The sequence below is a fragment of the Meiothermus granaticius NBRC 107808 genome (assembly GCF_003574355.1).
GTDB classification, from domain to species: Bacteria; Deinococcota; Deinococci; order Deinococcales; family Thermaceae; genus Meiothermus; species Meiothermus granaticius.
Genome location: NZ_QWLB01000021.1, coordinates 36,041 through 62,188 on the forward strand (window position 1 = coordinate 36,041; position 26,148 = coordinate 62,188).

The window sequence follows — 26,148 nt, forward strand, 5'->3', positions numbered from 1 at the left end:
ACCCTATCGCCGCTTCAACCCCCGCAGCCGTTCGGCTGCCTCTGCCGCGCTGATTTCCCCCTTTTCAAGCGCAGCCAGTACCGCCTCTTTTTCCTCCGCCGAGGGACCGGAGGAAGGTTCGGGTTCCTCCTCCATATCCTCATATCCCAAAGTCCGCAGCATCCCGTTAAAGCGGGAGATCACGGTGGGGTACGAAACCCCCAGAATTCCCCCCACCTTGCGCAGGTTGCCCCGGGTCTTGATGTAAAGCCGCATGAACTCGAGCTGCTCTGGCGGCAACAGGGCGAACTCATTGGGGGCGTACTCCCCTCGGATTTCAGTGCGGCACTCAGGATTAGCGCAAATAAGCCCCGATACGCGTACCTGACCCCCACAGGCTGGGCAGAAGGTGGGCATGGGATAGATTTTCATGGTGAACCTCCAGCAGCAGCGGGATTGGAGGGGGCTGAGGACGGCTCAGGCACGGAAAACGCCGCCCGCACCGGGCGTTGTAAAAACGCCAGCGAGACCAGCATCAGCAACACCCCCATCACCCCAAACAGGTTGCGGAGGCCGAGCCAGCCCACCAGCGCAGAGCTGGCCCCCAAACCAAGGGGCTGTACGCCCATGTTGAGGCCCTGGAGCACCCCAGAAATCCGACCCATCATCTCCTTGGGGATCACCTGCTGCAGCAGGGTAATGGCTTGAACGTTCATGAACGAGGCCGCAACCCCAAACAGGGCCAGCAATCCCAGAGCCAGGCCCGGGGTAGGTGCCCAGGCCAGCAAGGCCACCGCGCCCCCCAGCACCCAGGTGCCCACCATCCAGGTCAGGAACCGATTCCTAACCTGGATGAAATTGAGCGCAACCAAGCCCAGCAGCTCCCCAACAAAGAAACCGGTAGAGAGCAAGCCATACTGGGTGGCGCTTCCGCCCAGTAGCTTGGCTAGTGGGGCCAGCAGTGGGCCGATCGGGGCTAGGATCAGGTTGAGCAGCATCGCCATCCCCATCAGCCAAAACACCACCGGGGTGCGCCAGACAAACCCCAAGCCCTCGGCCAAGGCCCCCGCCGGTTGGACCGGCTTCTGGGTGGGGATGGGTTTCGGCTCCCGCATGGGCAGCAGCGTCAGGATCGAAAGGGCGATCAGCAGGAGCCCCACCAGCAGCGCTCCCGAAACGCCCAGCCAACCCGTCACCGCCCCTGCAGCAGCGAATGAGGCGGCCATCCCCACCGTCACCACCAGCGACATCACCGCGTTGCCCTGCTGGTACTGCTCCACCCTGAGGAGGAGCGGCAAGAGGGCCCCCAGGGCCGGGCTGCGCAGGTTGCCAAATAGGGCCGAGAGCCCTACCAGCAAGTATATCCCCCCTAGGGTTAGGCTGTGGCTGGCCACCGCCCAGATCAGGAGGCCTTGGATCAGGATATCGGCCAGGAGGGTCAGGCTGATCTGCCGCTTCTTGTGGCCCACATCCGCCCAAACCCCTCCCAGAGGGGCGGCCACCAGCGCCCCAAGGGCACCGATCAGCGCTACAGTGGCCACCAGTGAGGCCTGACCGGTCTTCTCGAGCACCCACCACATCAAGGGCACCTCGGCAAACCCCAGGCTCAGGTTGCCCAAAACCCGACTGATCAAAAGCCAGCGAAAATCACGGTTGTGCAGCGGGTGGTTCATCTCGGTTCCTCTTCCAAATCTCGCCAACGGGACCTGCTTACCAGAGGCCCATCTTCAGCCGAATTTGCCCCCGAACCTCCACCTCGAGCAGGGCCAGCGGCGGCAGTTTCCGCAGGGCCCAGCCCTGCCTCCGCAACCCCTGCAGCAGCAACCGCAGCGGTTCCGTCTGGGGCCGGCCCTGGCGCCGAAGAATCCAAGAGGCCACGGGTGGGGCCAGCTCGAGCAGGCTGAGCGGGAACACCAAGAGCACGGGGAGGGGAATCTCTTTGATCTCAGCCCGCAGGTAGAGAAAGCGCGGGCGCAGCAGGAGGAGGCTTTGCCAAACCGGGAAGCGGTTCACAGCATCTGCTCGAGCCACCGTACTCCCCACCTCACACCACCTCGATCAAGACCTTCATCGGCCCGCTCATCTTGCCGCTGGTATCCCCCATCTTGGCGATGTCGTTGATCTCCACATCCACCAGCCGCCCCTCGGGAAGCTCCCCCTTGAGCATGTCCAGGATACCGGCCAGGTCTATTCCCTGGGCCGTCAACTGGTTTTGCGCGTCTACCGGGATGAAGTTGGCGGCAAACTTGGCCAGCGAGGCCGGAACATTCACCTTCACCTTGATGTCTTGTCCGTCCACAACGATCCGAATCATCTTGGCGATGCCCTTGGCCGGCGCGGTGGCAACGGCTTGGTTGTAGGCGTAGGCGGGGCTTTGTGTGGGCTTGGGCTGGGGACGGTCCATCGCCTCGATCAGCCGTAGGGCTTCCTCAACCGAGATGCGCCCCTCTTTAACCATATCCATAATGCGTTTCTTGTCTTCCATAAGAGCCCCTTTGGCGGGTCACTTGGCCTTAATTTCCAGATTGCCCATCCGCACCGCGACCTCGAGCGCAGCCCGGCCCTCCCCCACCTGGGCGTTCCCCCCTGGGCCGGATAAGCCCCGCAGATCAAGGTTGCCCATGCTGACGTTGGCCGCAACCCGGGCGCTCGAGCCCTCTTCCAGTTTCAGCTCGGCATTCCCCAGGGTTACCCGCAGGCGGTGTGCGCCCTCCAGGAGCCGCAACGAACCCTCTACGTTTCCAGCCGTAACCTCCAGGTCGAGGCCCTCTACCCCATCCAGCTCGACGTTCCCCGCCGCCACCCGGCCTTTCAGGAAGGCGATGCGGCTGGCCTCGATCTGGGCGGCTTTGGTGTCAATGTCCAGGCCCCAGCCGCTCGGCAGGCGCAGCTCGACGGTGCCCACGTTGCCCAGCATCCCCAGAAAGTTTCCCACCGGCAGCTTGGCCGTGACCATCAGGTCCTGCCCTTCCTGATACACCTCGGCGTGCCCCTCGACCTGGGGCTGGGTCAGGCTCTCGTCGAGCTTGGCTTCCAAGGCCCCGGCCAGCAGCCGAACTTTTACCCAGTGCAGCGACTTGGCCTCGTCCTGAGCTGCCTCCGCAGAGGCGCGCGGTTCGCTCGAGGCTTGGGGCGTACCTTCCCGAGCGAACCCGGCTTTCCCGGCCACCGTCTGGTTCACGGCCTGGTCGGCCTCGTTTACGGCCTGGTCGGCTTCCTCGAGCGCCGAGAGGAGCAGGTTGGCTTCGTCCTGGGTGATTTTGCCCGCTTCCAGCAAGGCTCCGATGCGTTCACGCTCTGACATGTTCGTCCTCCAACGCAAGGTCACCGCTGACCACTTTGAGCCGCAGCCTGGCCTTGCCTTCCCCTACCGTGCCGCTCACCTTGTGCTTCTCCTGAATGAAGTTCCCCCGAGCCTCGAGGTCCCCGCTGCTGAGCTGACCCACCACCTGTACCGAGCTATTCCGAAAGCAGATCTCGGCATCCCCGTGGGTCACCTCGAGGCGGTGCTCCCCCTGGGTGAGGACGAGCTGGGCCTCGAGGTCTCCCGAGGCCACCACCAGGTCTACCCCGTGCACCTCCAGCAGCTTGGCATCCCCGCCGGTAACCCTGCCCCGCACGAAGGGCAGCCCGCTCACCTCGAGGTCTCCCGAGGCCAGCTCCACCTCGAGGCCCCAGCCCTCGGGCAGGTAGACCACGGGGTCGCGTCCAGTGCTGAAGTCGAAATCCCAGTTGAGGTTCAGGCCCAGAAACTGGGTTGACCCCCGACGGCGAGACCCCGTGCCGCGGGATAGGACCAGGTCTGGGGCCTGCTCCTGCACCACCACATCCCCCTCTACCCGAGGCTTTTGCAGCCGCCGGTCGAGATGCACTTCGAGGTCTTCGGAGTCCAGCTGCACCTTGAGCCAGCGTAACCCCGGCAAACCGTCAAGATGCGCCAGCGGAGCCCCAGGAGCGGCCTCGATCTCGGCCAGGGCGTCCAACAACAAGGCGGCCTCCTCGGGGGTGATCCGGCCCTCCCGGACCAGCCGAATGATGCGTTCGCGTTCGGCCATGGTTCACCTCGAGAGGGGCAGGCTTTCCCGGACTCCCCGGGCCTGGGGGGGCTCGAGCCACTCCGCCCAGGAACGCAGGGCCTGAGCGACCTGATGGCGCCAAGAGGACTTGGGTAACGACCTCGCCACCTCAGCCTCGGCCCAAAGAGCATGGGTCTTAGCCTCGGAATAGGATCGGATTTTCTCGAACTCGCTACCCAACATAATGGCCTCCCTGATTTAGGAGTATAAACCAGAGATTTATATTATGTCAAGTTGAGTTTTATTTTTTTATAACCTCAGCTTGTGGCCTTTTGGATCAGGGCTTCAAAGCGGTTGATCCTCTCGACCAAGAGGGCAATCCCGCCTTGCCAGAAGGCCTCGGTCTCGAGGTCAAACCCGAAGCGGGCCGCGAGTTCCCCAGCCGGGAACTTACCCACCGAGGCCAGCAGGTCGTCGTAGCGGGCCACAAAAGCGGGCCCCTCCTGCTGATAGCGGCGGTAGAGGGCTAGCCCAAAGAGCTGTCCGAAGGCGTAGGGGTAGTTGTAGAAGTTGCTGCCATAGTAGTGGCCCTTCACCGCCCACATATAGGGATGACGGCTGGCCAGCCCCTCGCCGTAGGTGGCATCCTGGGCCTGGACCATGAGCTCACAAAACTCTTCGGGCGAGAGCTCGCGCGTACGCCGCTGGGCAAACACCGACCGCTCGAAAAGAAAGCGCGAATGGATGTCCACAATCACCTGAGCCGCCCCTTGCAGGCTGGCCTCGAGCACCACCAACCCCTCGGATTCCGGAAGCGCGGCCAGTGCGGCCTCTACCACCACGGTCTCGTTCATGATGCTGGCCGTCTCCGCCAGGGTCATCGGTTCGGAGCGCAGCAGGTAGGGCACCCCCCGCAGGCAGTGGTTGTGGTAGGCGTGGCCCAGCTCGTGGGCCATGGTGGAGACCGCATCGAAGGAGTCTTCCCAGTTAGTCAGGATGCGTGAGACCCCACCCCCCACTGAGGCGCAATACGCCCCACCCACCTTGCCTCGCCGGGGCGGAGCATCTATCCAGCGTTCGGCATAGGCCCGCTGGGCCAGCTCCGCATCGGCAGGGGAAAAGCCGGCCAGGTGCTCGAGGATGAAGCGGCGCCCCTCCTCCCAGCTCCAACTGCGCCCCCCCTTACCTACCGGGGCCGACAAATCCCACCACTCGAGCCGGGTTTTGCCCAGAGCCCGGGCCTTGGCGGCGAAGTAGCGCCGCCACTCCGGAAAGCTGGCCACCATTGCCGCCTGCATGGCCTCGAGGGTCTCGCGGGTGATGCGGTTTTCCACCAGGCTGGGGGCTATGTCATCTTCCCAGCCACGCTTGCGGTTGAGCGTGGAGACCTCCCCTTTGTAGCCATTGAGCGCTGCCGCCAGGGGGATCTCATGGGCTTTCCAGGCCGCCAGCTCGGCTTCGTAGGCCGCCTGGCGCAGCGAAGCGTCCGGGCTGTTGGCCAGGTTGCGCACGGCGGGCATCGGCAGCTCTTTGTCCGCCAGGCGCACCATGATCTGGCTGGTCAGGTTGCTGTGCAGCTTCACCCATCCCCGGCTCCCCGAAAGGGAGAGCTCTGCGGCCAGGGCCTCCTCGGCCTCGGACATCTGGTGGCGGGCCAACACCTTGGCTTCTTCCAGCAGGATGCTGTACTCTCCTGCTCCCACCGCACTGGGCTCGAGGCCGGCCAGCCAGGCGACGAAACGGGGGTTCAGCTTTTGAAACTCCACGAATCGGAGCTCTAGCTCGGAAAGCTTGGCCTGCGAGGCCGTGTCGCTGCTGTCGGTGTCCACCCGCATGATCAGGTAGTTAAGGAGCGGGGTCAGAGTCTCGCCGAAAGCGTTGATCCGCTCAATGAGGGTTTCGAATACCTCCCGATCGGTAGGCCGAGCGGGTCTCGCGCCGATCTGATGCTGATCGTATAGGGCTTTCAGCTCGCCCAGTTGGCGCTCCAGCTCCGCCCAGGCTTGCTGAAACTTCTCCGACTCAAGGCCAGGAAACAGAGGATCGAGGTCCCAACGGGGCAGTTCGGCTACCGTGCTCATCCCCGCAGTATACGCTTCCGCCCAGGCCCACCCTGAATGGGCCGGGTGGATCGCGGCCAGGCTGGCCTAACCACCTGCCCGTCTCGAGCTGCCCAGTGCAAGGCTAAAACACCGCGCTGATAAACCCCACCGTAAAACGGGTAAAGGTGTCGCTGCCAACGTACTGGCTGAGCTCGATATAGGGGGTATAGCCCCGGCTGGGGAACTGGACCCCAGCCGTCAGGATGCCGTAAACGCTACCCCCAAACCGCAGGCGCAGCTCGGAGTCCGCTGTGTAGGCGCTCAGGCCCACGGCCAAGCCACCCCCTAGGTAGGGGCGCAATAGCAGGTAGATCGGGAGCGGATACAACACCTCACCGCTCAGGAACAGGCCCTGGGGGGCCCCAAACACCAGTTGCGAGCGAAAATCCACCGGGAAGCCCTCGAGGTATACCCCCAGGTGTCCCATGAAGGACCCGTTGGGGCCATTGCGCACCGACACCCCAAAGTCCAGCCCGCCCGCCAAGGATAAGCCGGTCAACACCACCAGCAGAGCCATCCCGCGCTGTAGCCCAGACCTCATCCCCCCACCATACCCCAACCTTGGGGCACGGTGCTGTGAGCGCTTCGCTGAAGGGGCGGTACCTCGCTACTTTAGCGCGTCCAGTTCTCGCTTGGCCCGCTCGAGATCGTAGCGGTCGGCGGCGGTTTTGGGCGCGATGGCCAAGGCGGCTTGATACTGGGCTCGAGCTTCATCCTTTTTGCCCATCTGGGCCAGTACGCCGGCGTACTCGACCCGGTGGATGATGGTATTGGGCTCGAGGGCAATGGCCTCCTGGAAGAGGGGAATCACCACATTGCCATTCGCCCCATAGAGCCACCCCACCCCTTTAGACACCAGGGACTGGTTCCATAGGGCCAGCGCCACCTTAGCCCCAGCGTGTTTGGGGTTGAGCTTGAGGGTCTTGTCCAGCGCGTCTTTGATGCTGCTGGCCAGCCCCAAGCTTTCCAAGATTCCCCGGTACTGGGCCAGCCTGCCCTGGGCTCGAGCCAGCTCGAAGTAGGCCTCAGGGCTTTGGGGATCGGACTGAATGGCCTTTTTGGCCGCCGCCTCGGCTTTGCCAAACCACTCCGCCTTCTCGTTGTCCCGGGCCTGATAGGTGGCGTAAAAGCTAGCGGCCTGCGCCGCGTCCACCCAACCGGCGGTGTTTGCCTGCTTGATCCCGGCCTCGTAGGCTTCCTGGAACTTGCCATCGGCGATCAGCTTATCCAGCGGCGAGAGGCCCTGAGCCAAAATTGGGGCAGCACCCAACATGATCCATACAACCAACCACTTCATGGATGATTCCTCCTGCGGATTGCGCGATCTGATTCTATCTCAAACCCTGAAAAAGCTCTGCCTCAGCAGGGCCTTTCCCAAGCATGTGCATCTGCGGTCGGGGCGGGCCACCCCACGTGTTACACTACGCCCATGGTGGCGTTACGAGCGGTTCTTTTTGCCGTAGGAATCGCCCTAATTGGAATTACAGCGGCAGCCCCGATGGGGGCCGATGGATATTACGCTCAGTGCCGCGCCCTTTACGAACAGCGGGTGCTCGACAGCGCACAGGCCACCTGCGAGCTGGCCCTGACCGCCGATCCCAACCATCTGCCCAGCCAAAAGCTGCTGGCCCGGATCTGGCTCGAGCGCGGCCAGGTAGCCCAGGCTCAGCCCTACCTGGACCGCATCGTCCAAGCGGCCCCCGAGGATCCCGAGGTGCGCTACCTCGAGGCCAAAGCCGACCTGCTGCAAGGCCGTCCCGCCGAGGCCTTGAAGATACTGCCGCCCATCCTTTCCACCGAGGTGATCCTGGCCCAGGCCGAGGCCTATGAGGCCCTGGGGCGCTACGAGGAGGCCCTCGAGACCTACCGCAAAGCCCCCTCCTCGGTGGAAGCCCGGCTGGGGGCGGCGCGGCTGGCAGAAAAGCTGGGGCGGCCCGCTGAGGCCTTGAGCTGGCTGGGGGACAGCCCCGCAGAACAGCTGGCCGAAGCCCGATTGATGTGGCTGAGTGGGCAGACCGAGGCCGCCGCCAAGACCCTCGAGGCAGTGTTGCCCAAGCTGGGGCCGCTCGAGCCGGACTACACCAAAACCCTGGGGCTCTTAGCGGTTATCTACTACGGCCAAGGCCAGGCCGAAAAAGGTGCCCTGGTGCTGCGCCAGCTCTCTTCGCGGGTCAGCCTTCCCTCGGCCCTGCTAGCCAAAATCTGGCCCTGGCTGGTGGTGCTCCTGGTTTTTTTGGCCCTGGTGCTCTTCGGCGAGAGCCGGATCGAACCCATGCGCACCGTGGAGATGAGCGCCGAGCGGCAGTTTGGGCCCGGCTCGCTATACCTCTGGCTGATCGCTTCTTTGCTGCTCTCCGGCATCCTGGTGACCCTGCTGGGGCACACCCTCTACGCCAACATCCTGGCCGCCTTTACCCCGGTACAAGCCGACGTGATCCGGCCCGTGTTCTACCTGCTCTATGGGGCTTTGGCCCTGCTCATAGCCTGGCGTAGCGTGGGGCCAAAGGGGCTCGCCGCCTCCTTGGGGCCACGCAGCACCTGGGTGGAGGGTAGCTGGGCCGGGTTGGTGCTGCTGGTGCTGCTGGTGCTGTATGGCTATATCGCCAAACCCCTGGGTTTAAGCACCCTCGATGCCCTGTATCCGGTGTTTTTTGGACTGGCGCTGCTCGAGGTGGTAATCCGGGGTCTGGGGTATAGCTTTCTTCGAGAGCGCTACCGGGAGCTGGCCAGCTTCATGGTGCCGCTGCTCTTTGCCTTAGCGATCCCTGGCCCTACCCTCTACTTCTTGCTGGTGAGCATTTTTCTAGGATGGTTGTTCCGTCGCACCCGCGGGGCCCTGGCTGGAGCAGTGGCCTGGGTGGTGGCGGGGATCATCCTGGCCCTGGTGGGCAACTTACCTTTGATGCGTACCCTGCTCTAACCTGATCCCTAGCCGGTGAACAGCGGTTTGTCGCCGAGCTTCTCGAGCAAAGCGTGGTTGGTATAGTCCATGCTCACCGGTGTGACCGAGATAAAACCGTTGCTCACCGCCCAGAAATCGGTGCCCTCCTCGAGGACCCCGCTAGGTTTTCCAGCCACCCAATAATAGGGCCGCCCCTCGGGGTCTTCACGCTCAAACACCGTGTCCTCGTAGCGGCGGGTGGAGAGCCGGGTCAGGCGCACCCCTTGTGGTGGGCGGTTGGGAAAGTTCACGTTGAGGAGGGTCTGGGGAGGCAGCCCGTGCTCCAGCACCCAACGCGCAATCGGGAGGGCATGTTTCGCCGCCTCCTCGAATTGGAGTTCATCGGAGGAGGCGTCTAGGCTAAAGGCGATCGAGGGCACCCCGATGCTGGCCCCTTCAATCGCCGCGGCCACCGTGCCGGAATGGGTCAGGTCGAGGCCCATGTTCACCCCGATATTGATCCCCGAGACCACCAGATCCGGCCTCCCCAGGATTTGGGACCCCAGCACCACGCAATCGGCGGGGGTGCCGTCCACCCGGTAAGCGGGGATCTCGCCAAACCCCGCCGAGGCGGTGTGCTTAAAGCGCAGCGGGCGGCGGAAGGTAATGCTGTGTCCGACCCCAGACTGCTCCACATCAGGAGCTACCACGCTGACCTCGCCCAGCGCGCGCAGGGCCAAGGCTAAGGCCTTGATACCGGGGGAGAAGATGCCATCGTCGTTGGAAACTAGAATGTGCATGGGAAATAGTCTAACCCCCAACCCACAAGGCGCCCCGCCTCATGAGGTCTCGAGGCCCCTCAGATCAGCTTTTGGCGTTCGGCTTTGGGCGCTTGGGGGCGACCATCTGGGGTTTAGCCCTTGCCGGGCGCATCCTCGAGTCATCCAAGCCAAAGCCTAAAGTGCCAAAAACCTGCCCGGTAGTGGGCTCGATCAGGTTGCGGTGATCTCGGTACAGCCGGGGGGTCTTCCAAAGATAAAAAAGCGCCTTCCAATGCGGAAGCTCATTGTAACGCTCAGGCCAGAGTTTCTTGATTTCAGCGGCCACTCGAGCCGCGTATTTGGGGGAGAGCACCGGAAAGACATGGTGTTCGATGTGCAATCCAAAGCCCAAGGTGAGCCACTCGAGCCAACCCGGGTTCCTCACGGTAAGGCTGTTCATCAAGGGGTCGTTGGTCTCCGTGATGGGGTTCAAAAGGTGGTTGGTGGCAATAAAGCTCATGGCCATAAAGTTGGCCCCCAGCAGAGGCAACAGGTAGATGAATACAAAGTTGAGCGGCCCCACCCAAAAGAGCACCCCAAGCCAGACCAGCGGCGGCAGGATGGCCTGGAACAGCACCACCCGGCGCTCAGCCGGTTTGAACTCGGGAAGAAAGCGCCGCAGCATCTGGGTGGCATGAAAGGTAAACCAGAAAGTGAAGGAGAAGAACAAGAAAGCACTGCGCAAGGCTGGGGCTTGCTTGAACAACCACTTAACCACTGGGCGCTGCACCGCGGATTCCAAGGCCCCCATGGCATCGGGGTCATCGTGGGGGTGCTGGGTCTGGCCGTGGTGCTCCACGTTATGCCATTTGCGCCACAAGCGGGCCCCCACCATCAAGGGCATAAAGGCCAGGGTGCCGCTGATCGAGCGCAGGAGGGGGTTCTTGGTTACCGCCCCATGCAAAATCTCATGGGCCAGAAACCCCATCCCGATGAAGGCATAGGCTATTCCCACAGACAGGAGCAGCTTGAGGGCCACGTAAGGGGTGATCAGGATGCCCCAGGTGCACAGCCCGAACAGGGTTAAAAATATCGGCAAATAGATCATTCGAGCCGGTACCGGCTCAAAGTAGTGGCGGGGTAGGCGGGCCTTGAGGGCTTTGGTGTACTCGCGTAGGTGTTGCTCTTCCGTCATGCTGCTTCTCCTGAGTCGGGTTTGGGGCTTGTCGGGCAGTATACCTGAGAACTTCAGGGAGTTTTGCTTGTACCGTGTACAGACTCGAGCCCAGGCCTCGGTATAGGGATAAACGAGAACGGCTCCCGCTCGAGCGAGAGCCGCCCTAAAGTTAACTGGCTTTAAGCTTTCTTGACGTTCTTGGCCTGGGGTCCCTTGCCATTCTTGCCCGGCTCAATCTCAAACTCCACCACGTCACCCTCGTTGAGCGAACGGTAGCCGCTGCTCTGGATGGCGGTGAAGTGAACGAATACATCCGGACCACCGTCCTGAGCAATGAAGCCATAGCCCTTTTCAGCGTTGAACCATTTGACCGTACCTTTGTTCATGCACTACTCCTGATGTCCTTCAAAAAACCCGCTGGTTTTTGGGGGACAATGGAGCCTAGCACGGCAGACCAGGGAAAGTCAAATCCCCCGGAGTGGGGTTAATCCGGCCAAAGCCCCAGCCCCTCCCGCTCAACATGGTATCCGGCGGCCTCGAGCCCCTCCACCACACTGCGTCCGTGAGCCTCGTCGCGCACCTCGAGCACCAGCTCCACCCCCACCTTGCCCAATGGCGCCAGCCACAGGGCACGGCGGTGAAAGATGTCGATGATGTTGGCCCCCGCCTCGGCCACCTGGGTGACCACCCGGGCCAGCGCCCCAGGGCGGTCTACAACCGAGAGTTTGAGCAGGATATACCGCCCCTGCCGCACCATGACCTGCTCAATGACCCGGGAGAGCAAGTTCCCATCGATGTTTCCCCCACACAGCACCGTAGCCAGGGTCTGCCCCGGCTGCACCCCCACCTTGCCGCAGAGGATGGCGGCCATCCCCGCAGCCCCCGCACCCTCCACCACCAGCTTGAGGTTTTGTACGCAGTGCACGATGCCCCGGGCGATCTCATCATCCGAAACCTCAACCACTCGGTCCACATAGGCCTCGATGATCGGCAGGGTCAGCTCGCCAGGTCGCTTCACCGCGATCCCATCGGCAATGGTTTGGGCAGCCGATACGCTCACCGGGTGCCCGGCCTGTAAGGAAGGGTTGACCGCAGCGCAGCCCTCCGCCTGCACCCCCACGATGTGGGTCTGGGGGCGCAGGGCTTTGATCGCGGTGGCGATCCCCCCGATAAGCCCACCCCCTCCAATTGGCACCACCAGCACCTCCAGGTCGGGAAGGGCTTGTAACAGCTCGAGCCCGATGGTGCCCTGCCCGGCGATCACTTTTTCATCGTTGAAGGCGTGAACGTAGGTCAGGCCCCGCTCTTCGGCCAGCTGATAGGCATGCGCCACCGCATCGTCAAAGCTCGAGCCGTGCAGAATCACCTCGGCACCGAAGCGTCGCGTGGCTACGACTTTGGTCAGGGGGGCAAACTCCGGCATCACAATTACGCTCCGAATGCCGTGCAGCCTGGCTGCCAGGGCCACCCCCTGGGCATGGTTCCCGGCTGAAGGAGCGATCACCCCCCGGGCTTTCTCCTCCCCGGTGAGGGAAGCGATTTTGGTGTAGGCCCCACGGATCTTGAAGCTTCCGCTTTTCTGCAGGGCTTCGGCCTTGACATAGACCTTGGCCCCAAGCTCCGCCGAGAGCAGCTCATCGGGCAAGGTGGGCGTAGGGGCAATGATGCCGTGCAGGAGGGTCTGGGCGGCACGAATATCCTCGAGGGTAACCGGCATAACCCTATCGTTCCCCGTTTGGCACGGATCGTCAACGGTGCCCTCGGCCCTCAGGCCTCAGCGTCGTTGACCGGGGCCGGCGGAATCTGGGCCAGATGGCTCACATCCGGCGAGCTCCAGAACAAGCGCCCCTCGACCAGCTGCATCCGCACAATCGCGGCGTTGGGGATCCACAAGGCCTCATGGAACAGGGCATAGCGCCGCATGGCCGCCCCGTCAATCCGCTCGGGCTGGGCCAGGAGCCACCACAGCAGGGCCCGCATGAACAGCCCATGCCCAAAGAGAAGGGTAAACCCCTCCAGCCGCCGCATGCGCCCGACCGTCTCCTCCACTCGAGCCATCAAGTTCCGAAAGGTCTCCGCCCCTTCGCCGTCAAGGTAATCGGGATCTAGGCGGCTCCAGTACTCCTCGAGCAGCGGAAGCCGCTCCAGACCGCTGGTGTGGTTGCGGTTGGCAAACGATAGCTCGGTGAACTCCTGAATGGGCCACTCCTCTTTTCGCACCCCAGGGAAGCGCTGCAGAAGGGGCTGAGCGCTCTGCTGAGTACGGATAAAGGGCGAGGTGACCACCAGGTCTGGAGCCCGATCAACGGCCTGGAGTAGCGCCCGGGCTTGCTGCCAGCCCCGTTCGGTCAGCACCGGGGCCGCGGCGCTGGCGGTTCGGGCTCCAGCGTTGGAGTCACTCTCGCCGTGGCGAATCCACCAAATTTGCACGGGATCGGCAGGCATCGAAAACCAGTTTACCGCCTGGGCTTCATCGGCTCATCGCTATGGCTATCCGGTGATGGGGCATCAGCGATAAGCTATGGGCGACACCATGAATCGCAACCACCTGCTCGAGCAACTCTCCACCCAAACCTTCGACCTGCTGGTGATCGGCGGAGGCGCCAGCGGCACCGGAGTGGCCTTGGAAGCCGCCTCCAGAGGGCTCAAGGTGGCCCTTTTGGAGCGCTACGACTTCGCCGAGGGCACCTCTAGCCGCAGCACCAAGCTGATCCACGGCGGGGTGCGCTACTTAGAGATCGCGGTCAAGACCTTTGACCGGGTCCAGCTCAACCTGGTGCGGGACGCCCTGCATGAACGCAGCATCATGCTGCGGAACGCTCCGCACCTCTCGAGGCCCCTCTGGCTCCTCACCCCGCTCTACAAGCCCTGGGAGGTGCCCTACTACTACACTGGGCTCAAAATCTACGAGCTGCTCTCCGGGCCTCAGCACCTGGGGCGCTCCCACTACCTCTCACCTCAAGAAACCCTAAAGCGTTTCCCGGAGGTACAGCAGGCAGGACTCAAAGGCGCGGTGGCCTATCAAGACGGGCAGTTCGACGATGCCCGCTTCAACCTCGAGCTAGCCCTTACCGCAATCCAGCAGGGTGCGGTCGCCCTCAACAACACCGAGGTCACCGGATTGCTCAAGCGGGAAGGGCGGCTGGTGGGGGCTGCGGTCAAGGATCGTTTGGGGGGAAGGGAGCTCGAGGTCACCGCCAAGGTGGTGGTCAACGCCACCGGCCCCTTCTGCGACACCATCCGTCACCTGGATGACCCTCAAGCCCCACCGATCCTCAAGGCCAGTTCAGGGGTACACATCGTTTTGGACAAGCAATACAGCCCCCCCGACACCGGGCTTCTGATCCCCCATACCGAGGACGGGCGGGTGGTCTTTGTGCTGCCTTGGCAGGGGGGCACCCTGGTCGGGACCACCGACAACCCCGCTCCCGTCAGCGATCACCCCAAGGTCAGCGAGGAGGAAATACGCTACATCCTGCGGCAGGTACAGCCCTACCTGGGGGAAATTCCCCGTCCGGCGGTGCGCTCGAGCTGGTCGGGCCTACGCCCGCTGGTGAGCCGCCCCGATGCCGACACGGCCAAGCTGGCCAGGGACCACCTGGTCCAAGAAAGCCCCTCTGGCCTTCTCACCCTAACCGGGGGCAAGTGGACCACCTACCGCAAGATGGCCTTGGACTTGGTGAACTATGCCGTTCGGCGCTTTGGGCTACCGGCCGGGGAGTCCCGTACGGCCAGCCTCCCGCTGCTGGGGGGGCAGGGCTTCGACCCTGGGGGGGCGGAACGGCTCAAGGCCCAGGGGTTTCCCGGCGATGTGGCCGAACACCTGCACCACGCATTCGGCTCCCGTGCCGCCGAGGTGGCCAGAATCGCTGCTGAAGGACATGCGGAGCGTTTGGCCCCCAACTGGCCTTACCTCGAGGCTGAGGTGCTTTACTCCACCCGTTTTGAGCTGGCCCACACTCCCCTGGATATCCTGGCCCGGCGCACCCGCCTGGCTTTCTTAGACACCCAAGCCGCGCTGGCCGCGATCCCCCGGGTTTCCGCCTTGATGGGCCAGGAACTCGGCTGGAGCCCCCAGGAAATCGCCAATCAGGCTGAGGCCGCCCAGGCTCAGCTCCTCCAAGCGATCTGATGTCGGTGCGGCTCGAGGTTTGTGTGGACTCTCTGGAGTCGGCTGTGGCTGCCCAAGAGGGCGGGGCGGATCGGATTGAGCTGTGCAGTGCGTTATCCGAAGGAGGCCTGACCCCGAGCCTGGGCCTGATAGAAGCTGTACGGGCCGCGCTCTCCCTTCCAATCCACCTGATGATCCGCCCTCGAGCCGGGGGGTTTGGCTACTCAGCCGCTGAAATTGCCCTTAGAGCGCTCTTCACAAAAATCGAGCCATCCGGGACAAAGGATTCTTAGTTCTGGACAGAACAGTGGCCGCCGGGAGGGGCGGCCACGTCTGTGAAGGGCGTGATATGCAGCGAGATATTCAACTTGCCAAGGCCACCGGCTGTGATGGGGTGGTCTTGGGGGCGCTGCACCCGGATGGAAGGGTGGACGAGGCCCGAACCAGGCAGCTTCTGGAGGTGGCTCATCCCTTGAGCGTGACCTTTCACCGAGCCTTCGACCTGACCCCCGACCCCCTCGAGGCCCTGCAGGTCCTAATCAGGCTGGGCCTGGACCGAGTGCTGACCTCAGGCCAGGCCACCACCGCGCTCGAGGGGCTGGGTTGCATCACCAAGCTGGTCCAGGCTGCACGGGGGCGTATTTCCATCATGCCCGGAGGTGGGGTGGAACAGGGGCTCGAGGCAATCCTACAGGGAAGCGGGGCCAAAGAAGTACACCTTTCCGCCCGCAAAAGGCTGCCGGGCTCTGGCCGTTCAGTCCTGGAGGGGCACTTCGGCCCCCATTCCGTTGCAGACCGAGAGCGCATCGCCCAAATCAAAGCCGCTCTGGCCCGGCTATAGCCCCGTAGCCCACCTCCCCTGCATAGCCTTGACGCATGCCGTATATCCCGGTATTCTATAGTTATAAGCCTCGGAACTTTCCGAGGGGTTTTTGTTTAAGCAGCCCCGAAGGTCGTCCGGCCAGCCTATATAATCTTCGCTATGTCGGAGTACGAAGCCGTCATTGGCTTGGAAGTCCATCTCCACCTAAAAACTCAGACCAAAATGTTCTGCGGCTGTGCGGCGGAATACTTTGGAGACCGCCCAAACACCCACAACTGCCCCATCTGCCTGGGGCTGCCCGGGGTTCTGCCCAGCATCAATCAAAAAGCCGTGGAGTACGCCATTTTGATGGGATTGGCCCTGGGCTGCCAGATTGCCCCCTGGACCCAGTTTCACCGTAAGAACTACTACTACCCGGATATGCCCAAAAATTATCAGATCTCCCAATACGACCTACCCATCGCCGCTCAGGGGAGCCTCGAGGTCGAGGGGAGTCGGGTAGGGATCAAGCGGATTCACCTCGAGGAGGACGCAGGGAAATCGGTGCATCCCGCCGGGGCCGAGTACAGCCTGATCGACCTTAACCGCGCGGGCTCGCCGCTCATCGAGATGGTTACCGAGCCGGACATTCACAGCCCCGAGCAGGCCCGGGCGTTCTTGGCCCATGTGCGCTCGATCACCCAAACCCTGGGGGTCTCCGATGCCAACCCCGAGGAAGGCAAGATGCGGGCGGATGTAAACGTTTCGCTGCACCGGCCTGGGGAGCCTTTAGGGGTGAAGGTCGAGATCAAGAACCTGAACTCCTTCCGCAGCGTGGCCAGGGCCCTGGAATACGAGATCAAGCGCCAAACCGAGCTGCTTAGGAGCGGGCGGGCTGTTCAGCAGGCCACCTTGGGCTGGGACGAGGGAGGGGGAAAAACCTACCTCATGCGCCTCAAGGAGGGCGAATCCGATTACCGCTACCTGCCCGAGCCAGACCTACCCCCCCTGAAGGTGGACGAGGCCTGGATCGCCCGCCTGAGGGCGGGAATGCCCGAGCTTCCCGCCGATAAATACACCCGCTATGTAGCCAGGGGGATACGCGCTTATGATGCGGAAATCCTGGCCTATACCCCGGCCTTGGCTCGAGTCTTCGACCGGGCCCTAGAGGGGTATCCAGGAAACCCACAAACCCTGGCCAACCTGCTCAACGCTGAGGTCAGCGGGTATCTCAACGAGCGCGGGCTCGAGCTGAGCCAGACCCGGCTTACCTCCGAGTCCCTGGCCAAGCTGGCCCTGATGTTTGAGCGGCGCAGCATCACCAACCGGGTGGTAAGCCAGCTCCTGCCCGAGCTCATGGAGGGGGCCGACCCCGAGGTTTTGGTGGCCGAGCGTGGACTGGCCGTGGTATCGGATGAAGGCTCGCTCCAACCGGTGGTGGAGCGGGTAGTGGCGGCCAATCCCAAGGTGGTTGAGCAGATCAAAAGCGGTAAAACCCAGGCCGCCAATGCCTTGCTGGGTCAGGTCATGCGCGAGACCAAAGGCACCGCCAAGCCCGAGGTGGTCAAGAAAATACTCGCCGAACTGATGGGGGTGGAGCTGGCATGAACTACGAAGAGGCTGGCGTGGACATCCGCCGAAAGGCCAAGGTTCTCCAAGCGGCCACCGCAGCCATCAAGGCCACCTATACCCCTGAGGTGTTGCGCGGCATTGGCGCCTTCGGCGGGATGATGGAGGCCTCCCGGCTCAAAGATCTGGCTCAGCCTGTCCTGGTCGTCTCTACCGATGGGGTGGGGACCAAAACCCTGCTCGCAGCCCAAACCGGGCGCTGGGGCGGCCTGGGCTACGATATCGTGAACCACTGCGTCAACGACCTATTGGTACAGGGTGCCAAGCCGCTGTTTTTCCTGGATTACATCGCCAGCGCGCGGCTCGAGCCCGAGGTGCTGGGTATGGTTCTGACCTCGCTGGCCCAGGCCTGTCAGACCGTAGGAATTCCCCTGCTGGGTGGGGAGACCGCCGAGATGCCCGGGATCTACCGGGAAGGAGGGCTGGATTTGGTGGGCACCATCGTGGGGGTGGTGGACAAAGCCCACCTCGTGGACGGAGCGAAGGTGCAGCCTGGGGATGTGTTGCTGGGGTTACCCGCTTCGGGACTGCACACCAATGGCTACTCGCTGGCCCGCAAGGTTTTTGAGGGGTGGGATCTGGAGGAGCCCCGCCCTGAACTGGAAGGGTATAGTCTGGCCAATGTCCTGCTCGAGCCCCACCGCTGCTACCTCGAGCCGGTCTCCCGGCTTCTAGAAGCCCACATTCCCATCAAAGCAATGGCCCACATCACCGGGGGAGGGGTTTACGAGAACCTCCCTCGAGCGCTGCCGGAAGGGTTGGGGGCAGAGCTCCAGAGCGGGAGCTGGCCCGTGCCTCCGATCTTTCGGCTCATTCAAGACCGTGGAAACATCGCCCCCAACGAAATGTACCGGGTGTTTAATATGGGTTTGGGGTACATTTTGGTCTTGGACGAAACCGAGGCCCAAAAGGTGGTTTCGCTACTACCTGAAGCCCAGCGGGTAGGCTATATCATGGATCAGCCTGAGATCCGGGTCAGCGGACTCTCATAGCAAACCCCCGCATGAAAGAACTCTGGTTCATCCGACACGGTGAAACCCCCTGGAACACCGAGGGGCGCTTTCAGGGGCATCACGACGTCAACCTCTCCCCTGAGGGCTTACACCAGGCCTATCGGGTGGCCGAGCGGCTAGCCGCCAGCGGCAACTTCTTTGACGGGCTCTACAGCTCCGATCTCCAGCGGGCGGCCCTTACCGCCAAGCCCATCGCCGAGGCCCTCGAGCTGCAACCGGTTTATGATCCACGCATCCGCGAGATCTATGCCGGAAAACTGCAGGGCCTGTTGCAGCAGGAAATTGAAGCCCAGTTCCCCGAGTTCCAAGCCGCGATCAAAGCCGATCCCTGGCACACCCGGCGGCCTGACGGGGAGAGCATGGCCGACCTATCCCGGCGGGTGCAGGCCTTTTTGGATGACCTTCCTGAAGGCCGGATGATCATCGTCACCCACGGCGGGGTGATTCGGGCAGCGCTCAAGCTGATCCTGGGACTGAACGACTCCGTGTGGCGCCGCTTTCGCATCGGCAATGCCTCCATTACCCGACTGCTCTACCCCGAGGGGGTAGCCCTCTCGGTGGGGGATGTGGGGCATTTGGAAGCCTGGGCCGACTGGCTCAGCGATGAAGTGACCATGGCGTAAAGCTTCTGGACTTCTATCTGAAATCTCCCGCCAAAAGCATCCGCACCGCCTCAGGGTAGGCTTGGTGTTCTTGCTCGAGAATCCGGGCGGCCAGGGTTTCCTCGGTGTCGCCTGGCAGCACCGGCACACGTCGCTGCAACACGATGGGGCCGGTGTCCATGCCGGCATCCACAAAATGCACCGTACAGCCCGACTCAGACACCCCGGCCTCCAAAGCCTGGCGCTGGGCGTGTAGCCCTGGGAACTGCGGCAAGAGCGAGGGATGAATGTTGAGGATGCGCCCCTGCCAGGCCTGCACGAACGCGGGTGACAGCAGGCGCATAAAGCCCGCCAGCAGAATCAGGTCTATGCGGTGGTCGTGCAGGAGTTGGCCTGCTACCTGCTCAAACTGCTCGCGCCCGGTCTGGTAGGCCACCCCCTGGTCGCGGCTCTTAGGCCAGGGCACGTATTCGGCCTCGACTTCGGCCTCTACCGCTTTTTGCAGGGCCAGGGCCTCGCGCTGATCGGAGAGGACCAGCACAATGTGCCCGAGCGGGTTGTCGTGGGGAAACGCCTTCAGCAAAGCCTCCAGGTTGCTCCCCCGCCCCGAAGCCATCACTGCGATTCGGGCCGGACGCGGCAACGGAAAATAGCTCATTCAACCACCCTCCAGTTGCGCTCTACAGCCAGTTGGCGCAGCCGGGCCTCGGGATAGACCACTACCGGCTCTTCGGCCAGCTCGAGCATGGGCAGGTCGGGCAGGCTATCCCCGTAGGCCGCAAAAAGGGCCTCGCCCCGCAAGAATGCGCGAAGCTGCTCGGCCTTGCGGGCCCCCGAGCGAACCGGCCCCCGCAGTCGCCCGGTAAAGACCCCGCCTTCAATCTCGAGGGGCGTTCCCAGGGCGACCACCCCCTCCCCCATTCGCCTCGCAAATGCCTCCAGGATGGGCTGGAAGGTGGCTGAACACAGCACCAGCCGCCGCCCCTGCTGCTGAATCTTCTGAAGTTCGTCGAGCACTTGGAGCCGCCGCCTGGGCCAGAGTTCGTTGGTCACCACCCACTCGCTTACCGCGTGTAGCTCTTCCTGGCTAAGCCCGGCCAACAGCCCGGCAGCCCCTTCCATGAAGCGATCCTGGAAGGCGCGTTTGTCCCCAAAGCCCAGCCGCGCCATCACCGCCCCCAGCAGATGCCGGTAGAAAAACCTCCGGTACTGCCCCGCCCGCCCATGCGCCTGCATCCAGGCAGCCATACCCCGCCAGGTTTCGCCGGTGGTGAGGGTACCTTCCAGGTCTGCGGCGATGGTGTTCATGGCTTCCTGTTCATAAGGAAGGTTACTGTTTCAGCAACCATAGGATGCGGTCTGACGAAAAGATGTAGTGAACCACCACTATAGTGCCAAAAATCCAAGCCAATATCACAGCCTGTACGCTGTAGAGCGACCATGTGGCCAGAGCAAACAAACCCAGTTCAAAAATCAGGCGAAGAATTCCAGGCACCGCAACAGGTGCCGCTCCTGGGTCACCCGGTACACGGAAGGTAGCCCAGAGAACCGCAGCAACCACAGGAATTCCAAAGGCCAGAAGGGGTCGCAGCCAACCTTCGCTCTTTTGCCAACCCCAAACACCCAAGGCCAGCAAAGCTGCTATCTCGAGCAAAAAACGCAGCGCAAGATTGATAGGATGCGAGCCCATAGTATCTTCTTTACCGCCGCTCGGCTCGAGCTTTGAGCACCTGCAACGAACCCTCGAGCGATTTTTCCAGGAAGTTCGGGTCGAAAATCTTCATGATCTGGGCCAACCAGCCAGAAAGCGATTCCTCCGTAACAACACGCACCCCGTTGTCCTGGGGCTCAAGCGTCCAAATATGAACGGCCCTCATTCCTACAGAGTTGCCGGTCCAACCGATGCATCGTCCTTGCTCCAGTGCTTGAACAGTTGACACGATACCCAGCCCCTTGGCTTTCCAGCGAAAAACTGTTCCAACCGCAAGCTCCCCCTCGAGTCTGGCTAATGAAACCTCAGGTTGCCACTGGGGCCAGCGTTCGATATCGGTGAGCAAGGCCCACACTGTCTCGAGCGGTGCGCCAATGACAATTTCCTTGCGTGCTTTCAGGGAAGCGCTGGGGTCAATGGTCATGTTTTCCCTGCCCTATCACACCAACCCTACACCATCACCTCTTCCGGGTGGTACTTATGCCAGTACCGCATCAGCCCATCCACGCTCATCCAGGAGGGGTCGGCCAGCTCGTATTCTTGTATTTCAGCCGGGCTTAATCCGGCTCGGCGCAGCTGCTCCCCCACATACCCCTCGAACTCAGGGAGGATGGCTTCACGGTTCTTTCCTGCCCTAAGCTGCTGCCGCATCCACTCTGCCCAGTCCGAGAGGGTGGCCTCGAGGCTGTCGAGGTGAGGCTGGACATCGGTGAAGGCCCCGAAATGGGTCAGGTACAACACCTCGGGGTTCAAGGCTCGAATCTTGGCGATGGAGTCGCTCCAGACCTCAACATGGATCTCCGGTGGAGGGCAGGGCGGCAGTACCGGGCCGCGCCCGATCCGAACCCCGGTGACATCGCCGCCGATCAGCGCAGGCTCAATCCAAAAGGCGTGGTGGTGGCTGGCGTGGCCTGGGGTTTCGACTGCCCGAATTTGGCTCCCACCAATAGAGACCACCTCCCCGTCATACAAAACCTGAATTTGGCTCTCGGGCACGCGGCCCATCTGGCCCCAGAGGGCTTCCATCTGGTCGCCGTAGATACGGCTGGCCGAGGCCCACAGCTTGGTGGGATCGGCCAAATGTGCAGCCCCCTTAGGGTGAACGTAGATCTTGGCTCCGGCCTCGGCCAAGCGCCAAGCGGCTCCGGCATGATCGAGGTGAATGTGGGTCACAAACACATGGCGAAGCTCTTGAACCCCATAGCCAAGGCGATGTAAGCCCTCCAATAAGGCTGGAAACCGCGATTCCGGGCCGGTCTCAAAAAGCACCGGTCCCTCTGAGGTTTCCAGTACAAATGAGGCAATCACCCGTGGAGCGCGGTTATTGAGGTCAAGGACGTGGATCATCTTCATATTGTACGCTCGAGCCCCCACCCTTGGGCTCGAGCCCCTAGCGACATAAGTCCCCCCCTGGGGATGCCACAATTCGGAGGAAAAGGAGGGATTGCATGGCGGCTCTGGAGAATCTGCGCATCTTCACGCTCGGCACGGCTGAGGTGTGGCTCAATGGCGCTCCAGTGCAGTGGCGAGCCGACTCAGCCCGGGAGCTGTTTTTCTACCTGCTCTGCCAGCCCACCGGCCATACCCGTGAGCACATCATCGAGACCTTGTGGAACACCAAGCCCGGCCCGGCCAGCAGCAACCGTTTCCGGGTTACGGTGCACCGCATCCGGGTGGCCTTGGGCTGGTCTGGTGCGGTACAGGAGGAGTATGGCCGCTACCGGCTCTCCCCCGAGATCGTGCAGGCTGCCGATTTCCAGATCTTTGCCCAGGCCTTGGCTGAGGCCCAGCGCGAGATCTCTCCCCTCCGGCGGCTCGAGCGGTATCAGCACGCCTTGGCGCTGTATAGGGGGGAGTTTCTGCCTTTGGAAGAGGGGGAGTGGGCCCGGGAGACCCGAGAGCAGCTGCGCTCGGCCTTTGTACAAGCCCAGCTCGAGCTGGCCCATTTGCTGTGCGGCCAGGGCAACTGCCCCGGCTCCCTCGAGGCCCAGAGCCGGGCCCTGCAGGTGGATCCCTATTTGGGGGAAAACCATCACCAAAACTACATGCGCTGCCTGTGGCACCTCAAGGGCAAATACGCCTCGATCGAGTACTATCGCCGCTTCGTACGCTTCTTGCACGACGAAATCGGGGACACCCCCATGCCAGAAACCATCCAACTCGCCGAGCAGATCAAGGGAGACCTCGAGGCCTATCAAACCGAGGAATGCCCCTTCGCCCGCCGGTTAACCCAGAGCGCAGCCCCTGTCCGCTAGATCTGGGCGCACCGGGCCGCCTACCCACCGAGGCCGGTCGAGGCCTCCTGCCCCACCAGGGGTGTTTACGGAAAGCGAAGCTTGTGCTAGACTCAACCTTCGGTTGCAGGCCCATTCCTGCACCCAGCCCGCCACGGCCCCATCGTCTAGTGGCCTAGGACACCGCCCTCTCACGGCGGCGACAGGGGTTCAAATCCCCTTGGGGTCACCATGGGCGCTTAACTCAGCTGGTAGAGTGTATCCCTTACAAGGATAAAGTCGGGGGTTCAAGTCCCTCAGCGCCCACCATGTTTTTTTACAGTCTGACCCAGTCAAGCCCCGGCATGAGCCCTAGGTCGGGATGTTCTGGCTAGGGTTACAACGGCTGGGAATCCGCGGCTATGGCGAGCCCGGATCAGGCAGTGGGGTAATAAACGGGGAGCCCGAGGGGTTGTACGGCCCCGCCACAAACTCACCCATCCCGGTGGCTTGAATGGCGCGTCCCTTGAAGGTTCCGCTTCCCTGAACAGGACCCTCCCAGTAGGCCACCCCGGTACTGCGGGTCAGGAGTTCCTGGTTTTGGCGCAGCGGGTCAAGCTTCAGGCTCAGGTCCTGAGCCTGGATTTGCCAGGAAAGCGCGTAGGTGCGCCCAGAGGGAGAAGTCCAGGTGTCTAGGGGGGTCATCTCGAGGCCCTCTACCTCGTGGGCCTGACCGCTTGCATCAACTAGGCTCCCGGCCAGCTGCACCACCTGGCCCTTGGGGTTCTTAACCCGGTAGAGCATCAGGTCCTGGCCATCCGAAAGGTGCAGCCCAAACCAGTCCCACAGGGCTCCCAGGCTGTTTCCGCCAATCTGGTCCCCCCACTGATGATCCATCCAGGCTTCACCCTGCACCCGCCGGCCCAGGATATGCCCCTCGAGCCGCATCCGGGTATAGGAGATGTAGTACATCCGCCCGGTCTCTGCCGTTCCCGAGTAGCCTGGGGGATGAACCACCGCAGGTTTGGAAGGGGTCAGGCGCAGTTGGATAGGCCCCGCCGAAAGGATATAGTGATCGCCCTCTTGCAGCAGTTTCCAGTCTCCCTGCTCTAAGCGCAGGGGTGGATAGGAGGTTAGGCTATCCCCTTGGGGGCGGTCGGTACGAAAGTCAAAGCGCTCCTGGAAGGTGATTCGCCCCGTGTTCAAGTCGGTTACCGCAAGGTGTGAAGCGTGGTAGGGGCCGGGGAAAAACAAGGCCGGTTGGAAGAGACCGATGCGGTAATTTTGCGGGGCATAGGCCTTGAACATGGCCCAATGGAAAGCCAAACCCTCCTGGGGCAAGTAGGCCGAGACATACCACCACTCCAGCGGCACCGGGTTCGGTCCCCAATTCTCCGGCGAGGGCGGCTGCTCGGGGTTCACCCGCTGCAGGTTCGGCAAGCACCCGGCCAGCAACACCAGCAGTCCAAGGGCCAACGCACGCACAAGGCCAGCCTAAGGAATCTTCGGCCCAAATGCTGTGGCCCAAACCAGAGTGTGGAGAGGGTAATCTGCCCGAGAACCCGGTAGCCTAAAGCTGTGACCGACACCCACTGCCACCTCGATTTCATGGAACCCCCAGCCACCCTGCAGGCCCTCGAGGCCGCCGCCGACTTCCAGGCCATCTTAACCATCGGAACCAACCCCAGCCGCAACCGCAACAGCCTGAGGCTGGCGGAGGCCTATCCCAGGGTGTGGGCAGCGGTTGGGTTACACCCTACCGAAGCGCATATCCTCTCGCCCGAGCTCGAGGCCGATTTAGAGGAGCTGGCCAAGCACCCTAAAGTCCGGGCCATTGGCGAGACCGGCCTGGACTTCTACTGGCATCCGGAAACACGGGCAGCCCAGTACAAAGCCCTCGAGGCCCAGCAGGCCCTGGCCCAAAGACTCGGTTTGCCCTTGATCCTTCACATCCGAAGCGCCAAGGAAAGCGACCAGGCCGAACAGGAGATGGCCGAGTGGCTGCGCCTTAATCGCCCCCCTAAGTTCGTACTGCACGCCTTTGGCGGGCATCCACGGCTGGTCGAGATCGGGCTCGAGCTCGAGGCCTATTTTGGCTTGGCCGGGCCGCTCACCTACAAGCGCAACACGGCTTTGCGCGAGGTGGCTAGAGCCCTACCCGAGAGCAAAATTTTGATCGAAACCGACGCCCCGTTTCTACCGCCCGAGCCCTACCGGGGACAACCCAACCACCCCGCCCTCTCGAGGCTAACCCTGGCCAAGCTGGCCGAGGTGCGGGGCCTGAGCACCGAGAGGCTCGAAGCCCTCACCGATGCCAACGCTAAGGCCTGTTTCGGCTTTTGATGGCTTCACCCCAAAGCCTGCCCGCGATGGGCTTCCCAAGCAGCCTGAGCGCTGTTCAGCGCCTTTTCAAGCCCGGCCTCGAGCTGCCGCCGAAACCGGGGGAGCGCTGCGGTGGACCCGGCCTCAAACAGGGTCAGGTAGTGGAGGATAAAGGTGAGGTCTCCGACCGCCCCCAAGGCCTCCTGGAGCTTCTTAACACCCTCGGTGGAAAGCCCTAACCACTCCCTGGCATAGCGCAGCTTTCGCAGAGCCCGCCGCAAGGCATGAAGGGTTTCAAAGGTGCCCTGCTGCTCCCACTCCCGCGCCCTCTGCGCAGCCCGCTCCCCAAAGCGGGGAAGGCGGGCTTTGGCGGTGGTCTCCTCTAGGGGGGGCAGGAGGGCCAGGGCCCGCAAGAGCCCTTTGAGGCGAGGGCTCTCCAGCAGGGGAACCAACTCGAGCCGGGCAGCGCCGAGCTGTTCAAGCCCCCATTCGCGAAAGGGCTGAGGCAACCCAGGCTGCCCCAACAGCACCTCGAGGTCGCGCACCTTGCCCGCCCCGCGCACCAGCCAAGCCAGATCGTCTTCCAGCACCCGCATCCCGGCCAGCTCGAGCCAAACCCGCAAACGCCGAACCGCAACCCGCACCTGATGCACCCCCTCCGGGTCAGTGCCCACCTTCGCGATCGGCAGGTGGGTTTCCAGGTGCTGAAGCCAGGGCTGCAGCGGGATCATAAGCGCCCCAAAATCTTAGGAGGCAAAAAGGCCAGAAGGCGCATCCCCCCAGGCTCAGAGCGTCCCTCCAGATGGGCCACCCCCCCCTTCTTGAACCC

Annotated in this window: 31 protein-coding genes and 2 tRNA genes; 11 read left to right on the plus strand and 22 right to left on the minus strand. The window is 62.8% G+C overall.

What is annotated here, in order from left to right; translation table 11 throughout:
* Nucleotides 1-3: 3 nt before the first annotated feature.
* The 10 genes from Mgrana_RS08830 to Mgrana_RS08875 form a co-directional block, all read right to left on the minus strand.
* Entirely contained in the window at nt 4-411 is a 408-nt protein-coding gene (locus Mgrana_RS08830) for a DUF2089 domain-containing protein (RefSeq protein ID WP_186813115.1), read from the minus strand.
* The gene (locus Mgrana_RS08835) at nt 408-1,652 is read right to left on the minus strand and encodes an MFS transporter (RefSeq protein WP_119357246.1); all 1,245 of its coding nucleotides are present in this window, start codon (nt 1,650-1,652) and stop codon (nt 408-410) included. The genes Mgrana_RS08830 and Mgrana_RS08835 overlap by 4 nt, the downstream gene beginning before the upstream one ends.
* 37 nt (nt 1,653-1,689) lie before the next feature.
* Nucleotides 1,690-1,992: a hypothetical protein gene (locus Mgrana_RS08840; protein WP_147021162.1), complete on the minus strand. Its 303-nt coding sequence runs from the start codon at nt 1,990-1,992 to the stop codon at nt 1,690-1,692.
* Between the two features lie 31 nt (nt 1,993-2,023).
* Complete coding sequence (locus Mgrana_RS08845) at nt 2,024-2,464, minus strand: SHOCT-like domain-containing protein (protein ID WP_119357248.1); 441 nt, start codon at nt 2,462-2,464, stop codon at nt 2,024-2,026.
* An 18-nt stretch (nt 2,465-2,482) separates the two neighbouring features.
* Entirely contained in the window at nt 2,483-3,283 is an 801-nt protein-coding gene (locus Mgrana_RS08850) for a hypothetical protein (RefSeq protein ID WP_119357249.1), read from the minus strand.
* Nucleotides 3,270-4,034, minus strand: coding sequence for a DUF4097 family beta strand repeat-containing protein (locus Mgrana_RS08855; protein WP_119357250.1), 765 nt, complete (start codon nt 4,032-4,034; stop codon nt 3,270-3,272). Before Mgrana_RS08855 ends, Mgrana_RS08850 begins: the two co-directional genes overlap by 14 nt.
* Before the next feature lie 3 nt (nt 4,035-4,037).
* Entirely contained in the window at nt 4,038-4,238 is a 201-nt protein-coding gene (locus Mgrana_RS08860; RefSeq protein ID WP_119357251.1) for a hypothetical protein, read from the minus strand.
* A 74-nt stretch (nt 4,239-4,312) separates the two neighbouring features.
* Nucleotides 4,313-6,076, minus strand: a complete 1,764-nt coding sequence (locus Mgrana_RS08865; protein ID WP_119357252.1) for a M3 family oligoendopeptidase — start codon at nt 6,074-6,076, stop codon at nt 4,313-4,315.
* Between the two features lie 103 nt (nt 6,077-6,179).
* Complete coding sequence (locus Mgrana_RS08870) at nt 6,180-6,638, minus strand: hypothetical protein (RefSeq protein WP_119357253.1); 459 nt, start codon at nt 6,636-6,638, stop codon at nt 6,180-6,182.
* Between the two features lie 66 nt (nt 6,639-6,704).
* Nucleotides 6,705-7,394 carry a tetratricopeptide repeat protein gene (locus tag Mgrana_RS08875; RefSeq protein WP_240631299.1) on the minus strand — a complete coding sequence of 230 codons (690 nt, stop codon included), beginning with the start codon at nt 7,392-7,394 and terminating at the stop codon, nt 6,705-6,707.
* Between the two features lie 132 nt (nt 7,395-7,526).
* Between Mgrana_RS08875 and Mgrana_RS08880 the strand changes: the two genes are divergently transcribed.
* On the plus strand, nt 7,527-9,017 hold the full coding sequence (locus Mgrana_RS08880) for a tetratricopeptide repeat protein (RefSeq protein WP_119357254.1): 1,491 nt from the start codon (nt 7,527-7,529) through the stop codon (nt 9,015-9,017).
* Nucleotides 9,018-9,025: 8 nt separating this feature from the next.
* On the opposite strand, the gene surE is transcribed toward Mgrana_RS08880, so the two are convergent.
* The 5 genes from surE to Mgrana_RS08905 form a co-directional block, all read right to left on the minus strand.
* Nucleotides 9,026-9,778, minus strand: a complete 753-nt coding sequence (surE, locus tag Mgrana_RS08885) for a 5'/3'-nucleotidase SurE (protein ID WP_119357255.1) — start codon at nt 9,776-9,778, stop codon at nt 9,026-9,028.
* 64 nt (nt 9,779-9,842) lie between these two features.
* On the minus strand, nt 9,843-10,934 hold the full coding sequence (locus Mgrana_RS08890) for a fatty acid desaturase family protein (RefSeq protein ID WP_119357256.1): 1,092 nt from the start codon (nt 10,932-10,934) through the stop codon (nt 9,843-9,845).
* Nucleotides 10,935-11,095: 161 nt separating this feature from the next.
* Nucleotides 11,096-11,302: a cold-shock protein gene (locus Mgrana_RS08895; RefSeq protein ID WP_119357257.1), complete on the minus strand. Its 207-nt coding sequence runs from the start codon at nt 11,300-11,302 to the stop codon at nt 11,096-11,098.
* A 98-nt stretch (nt 11,303-11,400) separates the two neighbouring features.
* A complete protein-coding gene (gene ilvA / locus Mgrana_RS08900; protein ID WP_119357258.1) occupies nt 11,401-12,633 on the minus strand; it encodes a threonine ammonia-lyase in 1,233 nt (410 codons plus the stop codon).
* A gap of 50 nt (nt 12,634-12,683) precedes the next feature.
* Nucleotides 12,684-13,361, minus strand: a complete 678-nt coding sequence (locus Mgrana_RS08905) for a histidine phosphatase family protein (RefSeq protein ID WP_119357259.1) — start codon at nt 13,359-13,361, stop codon at nt 12,684-12,686.
* Between the two features lie 88 nt (nt 13,362-13,449).
* On the opposite strand from Mgrana_RS08905, the gene Mgrana_RS08910 reads away from it, so the two are divergent.
* The 6 genes from Mgrana_RS08910 (at nt 13,450) to Mgrana_RS08935 (ending at nt 19,094) form a co-directional block, all read left to right on the plus strand.
* Nucleotides 13,450-15,048 (plus strand): FAD-dependent oxidoreductase, encoded by a 1,599-nt coding sequence (locus tag Mgrana_RS08910; protein WP_119357278.1) that lies wholly within the window; start codon nt 13,450-13,452, stop codon nt 15,046-15,048.
* The gene (locus Mgrana_RS17360; RefSeq protein WP_119357260.1) at nt 15,048-15,320 is read left to right on the plus strand and encodes a copper homeostasis protein CutC; all 273 of its coding nucleotides are present in this window, start codon (nt 15,048-15,050) and stop codon (nt 15,318-15,320) included. Before Mgrana_RS08910 ends, Mgrana_RS17360 begins: the two co-directional genes overlap by 1 nt.
* 56 nt (nt 15,321-15,376) lie before the next feature.
* Nucleotides 15,377-15,868 carry a copper homeostasis protein CutC gene (locus tag Mgrana_RS17255; protein WP_119357261.1) on the plus strand — a complete coding sequence of 164 codons (492 nt, stop codon included), beginning with the start codon at nt 15,377-15,379 and terminating at the stop codon, nt 15,866-15,868.
* Between the two features lie 141 nt (nt 15,869-16,009).
* On the plus strand, nt 16,010-17,437 hold the full coding sequence (gene gatB / locus Mgrana_RS08925; protein WP_119357262.1) for an Asp-tRNA(Asn)/Glu-tRNA(Gln) amidotransferase subunit GatB: 1,428 nt from the start codon (nt 16,010-16,012) through the stop codon (nt 17,435-17,437).
* Nucleotides 17,434-18,450, plus strand: coding sequence for a phosphoribosylformylglycinamidine cyclo-ligase (gene purM / locus Mgrana_RS08930; RefSeq protein WP_119357263.1), 1,017 nt, complete (start codon nt 17,434-17,436; stop codon nt 18,448-18,450). The genes gatB and purM overlap by 4 nt, the downstream gene beginning before the upstream one ends.
* An 11-nt stretch (nt 18,451-18,461) precedes the next feature.
* The gene (locus Mgrana_RS08935; RefSeq protein ID WP_119357264.1) at nt 18,462-19,094 is read left to right on the plus strand and encodes a histidine phosphatase family protein; all 633 of its coding nucleotides are present in this window, start codon (nt 18,462-18,464) and stop codon (nt 19,092-19,094) included.
* A gap of 13 nt (nt 19,095-19,107) precedes the next feature.
* Here the strand turns inward: Mgrana_RS08935 and purN are convergent, their stop codons facing one another.
* From purN to Mgrana_RS08960, 5 genes are read right to left on the minus strand one after another with little or no spacing between them, the layout of a single operon-like run.
* A complete protein-coding gene (gene purN / locus Mgrana_RS08940; RefSeq protein WP_119357265.1) occupies nt 19,108-19,731 on the minus strand; it encodes a phosphoribosylglycinamide formyltransferase in 624 nt (207 codons plus the stop codon).
* Complete coding sequence (locus Mgrana_RS08945) at nt 19,728-20,381, minus strand: HAD family hydrolase (protein WP_119357266.1); 654 nt, start codon at nt 20,379-20,381, stop codon at nt 19,728-19,730. Before Mgrana_RS08945 ends, purN begins: the two co-directional genes overlap by 4 nt.
* A gap of 22 nt (nt 20,382-20,403) precedes the next feature.
* The gene (locus tag Mgrana_RS08950; protein ID WP_119357267.1) at nt 20,404-20,763 is read right to left on the minus strand and encodes a YrdB family protein; all 360 of its coding nucleotides are present in this window, start codon (nt 20,761-20,763) and stop codon (nt 20,404-20,406) included.
* 10 nt (nt 20,764-20,773) lie between these two features.
* Nucleotides 20,774-21,208 (minus strand): SRPBCC family protein, encoded by a 435-nt coding sequence (locus tag Mgrana_RS08955; RefSeq protein WP_119357268.1) that lies wholly within the window; start codon nt 21,206-21,208, stop codon nt 20,774-20,776.
* 26 nt (nt 21,209-21,234) lie between these two features.
* Nucleotides 21,235-22,131 (minus strand): MBL fold metallo-hydrolase, encoded by an 897-nt coding sequence (locus tag Mgrana_RS08960; RefSeq protein ID WP_119357279.1) that lies wholly within the window; start codon nt 22,129-22,131, stop codon nt 21,235-21,237.
* Nucleotides 22,132-22,232: 101 nt separating this feature from the next.
* On the opposite strand from Mgrana_RS08960, the gene Mgrana_RS08965 reads away from it, so the two are divergent.
* The 3 genes from Mgrana_RS08965 to Mgrana_RS08975 all read left to right on the plus strand — a co-directional run bounded on the left by Mgrana_RS08965 (nt 22,233) and on the right by Mgrana_RS08975 (nt 23,327).
* Nucleotides 22,233-23,039: an AfsR/SARP family transcriptional regulator gene (locus tag Mgrana_RS08965; protein ID WP_119357269.1), complete on the plus strand. Its 807-nt coding sequence runs from the start codon at nt 22,233-22,235 to the stop codon at nt 23,037-23,039.
* A gap of 135 nt (nt 23,040-23,174) precedes the next feature.
* Nucleotides 23,175-23,250: transfer RNA gene (locus Mgrana_RS08970), tRNA-Glu, on the plus strand.
* Between the two features lies 1 nt (nt 23,251).
* A tRNA-Val gene (locus Mgrana_RS08975) sits at nt 23,252-23,327 on the plus strand.
* Nucleotides 23,328-23,417: 90 nt separating this feature from the next.
* On the opposite strand, the gene Mgrana_RS08980 is transcribed toward Mgrana_RS08975, so the two are convergent.
* Nucleotides 23,418-24,482, minus strand: a complete 1,065-nt coding sequence (locus Mgrana_RS08980) for a lipocalin family protein (RefSeq protein WP_119357270.1) — start codon at nt 24,480-24,482, stop codon at nt 23,418-23,420.
* 93 nt (nt 24,483-24,575) lie between these two features.
* On the opposite strand from Mgrana_RS08980, the gene Mgrana_RS08985 reads away from it, so the two are divergent.
* The gene (locus Mgrana_RS08985) at nt 24,576-25,340 is read left to right on the plus strand and encodes a TatD family hydrolase (RefSeq protein ID WP_119357271.1); all 765 of its coding nucleotides are present in this window, start codon (nt 24,576-24,578) and stop codon (nt 25,338-25,340) included.
* Nucleotides 25,341-25,345: 5 nt separating this feature from the next.
* Here Mgrana_RS08985 and Mgrana_RS08990 read toward each other — a convergent pair whose 3' ends face one another.
* Nucleotides 25,346-26,050, minus strand: coding sequence for a CHAD domain-containing protein (locus Mgrana_RS08990; protein ID WP_119357272.1), 705 nt, complete (start codon nt 26,048-26,050; stop codon nt 25,346-25,348).
* Nucleotides 26,051-26,148: the final 98 nt, after the last annotated feature.

Coding starts and splice junctions, on each gene's coding strand:
- Mgrana_RS08880 (WP_119357254.1), top strand. CDS start 7,527: ATGGTGGCGTTACGAGCGGTTCTTTTTGCCGTAGGAATCGCCCTAATT.
- Mgrana_RS08990 (WP_119357272.1), bottom strand. CDS start 26,050: ATGATCCCGCTGCAGCCCTGGCTTCAGCACCTGGAAACCCACCTGCCG.
- Mgrana_RS08875 (WP_240631299.1), bottom strand. CDS start 7,394: ATGAAGTGGTTGGTTGTATGGATCATGTTGGGTGCTGCCCCAATTTTG.
- purM (WP_119357263.1), top strand. CDS start 17,434: ATGAACTACGAAGAGGCTGGCGTGGACATCCGCCGAAAGGCCAAGGTT.
- Mgrana_RS08850 (WP_119357249.1), bottom strand. CDS start 3,283: ATGTCAGAGCGTGAACGCATCGGAGCCTTGCTGGAAGCGGGCAAAATC.
- Mgrana_RS08870 (WP_119357253.1), bottom strand. CDS start 6,638: ATGAGGTCTGGGCTACAGCGCGGGATGGCTCTGCTGGTGGTGTTGACC.
- Mgrana_RS08865 (WP_119357252.1), bottom strand. CDS start 6,076: ATGAGCACGGTAGCCGAACTGCCCCGTTGGGACCTCGATCCTCTGTTT.
- ilvA (WP_119357258.1), bottom strand. CDS start 12,633: ATGCCGGTTACCCTCGAGGATATTCGTGCCGCCCAGACCCTCCTGCAC.
- Mgrana_RS08855 (WP_119357250.1), bottom strand. CDS start 4,034: ATGGCCGAACGCGAACGCATCATTCGGCTGGTCCGGGAGGGCCGGATC.
- Mgrana_RS08830 (WP_186813115.1), bottom strand. CDS start 411: ATGAAAATCTATCCCATGCCCACCTTCTGCCCAGCCTGTGGGGGTCAG.
- Mgrana_RS08845 (WP_119357248.1), bottom strand. CDS start 2,464: ATGGAAGACAAGAAACGCATTATGGATATGGTTAAAGAGGGGCGCATC.
- Mgrana_RS08945 (WP_119357266.1), bottom strand. CDS start 20,381: ATGAACACCATCGCCGCAGACCTGGAAGGTACCCTCACCACCGGCGAA.
- Mgrana_RS08905 (WP_119357259.1), bottom strand. CDS start 13,361: ATGCCTGCCGATCCCGTGCAAATTTGGTGGATTCGCCACGGCGAGAGT.
- Mgrana_RS08835 (WP_119357246.1), bottom strand. CDS start 1,652: ATGAACCACCCGCTGCACAACCGTGATTTTCGCTGGCTTTTGATCAGT.
- Mgrana_RS08960 (WP_119357279.1), bottom strand. CDS start 22,131: ATGATCCACGTCCTTGACCTCAATAACCGCGCTCCACGGGTGATTGCC.
- Mgrana_RS08950 (WP_119357267.1), bottom strand. CDS start 20,763: ATGGGCTCGCATCCTATCAATCTTGCGCTGCGTTTTTTGCTCGAGATA.
- Mgrana_RS17360 (WP_119357260.1), top strand. CDS start 15,048: ATGTCGGTGCGGCTCGAGGTTTGTGTGGACTCTCTGGAGTCGGCTGTG.
- Mgrana_RS08935 (WP_119357264.1), top strand. CDS start 18,462: ATGAAAGAACTCTGGTTCATCCGACACGGTGAAACCCCCTGGAACACC.
- purN (WP_119357265.1), bottom strand. CDS start 19,731: ATGAGCTATTTTCCGTTGCCGCGTCCGGCCCGAATCGCAGTGATGGCT.
- Mgrana_RS08955 (WP_119357268.1), bottom strand. CDS start 21,208: ATGACCATTGACCCCAGCGCTTCCCTGAAAGCACGCAAGGAAATTGTC.
- surE (WP_119357255.1), bottom strand. CDS start 9,778: ATGCACATTCTAGTTTCCAACGACGATGGCATCTTCTCCCCCGGTATC.
- Mgrana_RS08895 (WP_119357257.1), bottom strand. CDS start 11,302: ATGAACAAAGGTACGGTCAAATGGTTCAACGCTGAAAAGGGCTATGGC.
- Mgrana_RS17255 (WP_119357261.1), top strand. CDS start 15,377: ATGCAGCGAGATATTCAACTTGCCAAGGCCACCGGCTGTGATGGGGTG.
- Mgrana_RS08965 (WP_119357269.1), top strand. CDS start 22,233: ATGGCGGCTCTGGAGAATCTGCGCATCTTCACGCTCGGCACGGCTGAG.
- gatB (WP_119357262.1), top strand. CDS start 16,010: ATGTCGGAGTACGAAGCCGTCATTGGCTTGGAAGTCCATCTCCACCTA.
- Mgrana_RS08910 (WP_119357278.1), top strand. CDS start 13,450: ATGAATCGCAACCACCTGCTCGAGCAACTCTCCACCCAAACCTTCGAC.
- Mgrana_RS08890 (WP_119357256.1), bottom strand. CDS start 10,934: ATGACGGAAGAGCAACACCTACGCGAGTACACCAAAGCCCTCAAGGCC.
- Mgrana_RS08860 (WP_119357251.1), bottom strand. CDS start 4,238: ATGTTGGGTAGCGAGTTCGAGAAAATCCGATCCTATTCCGAGGCTAAG.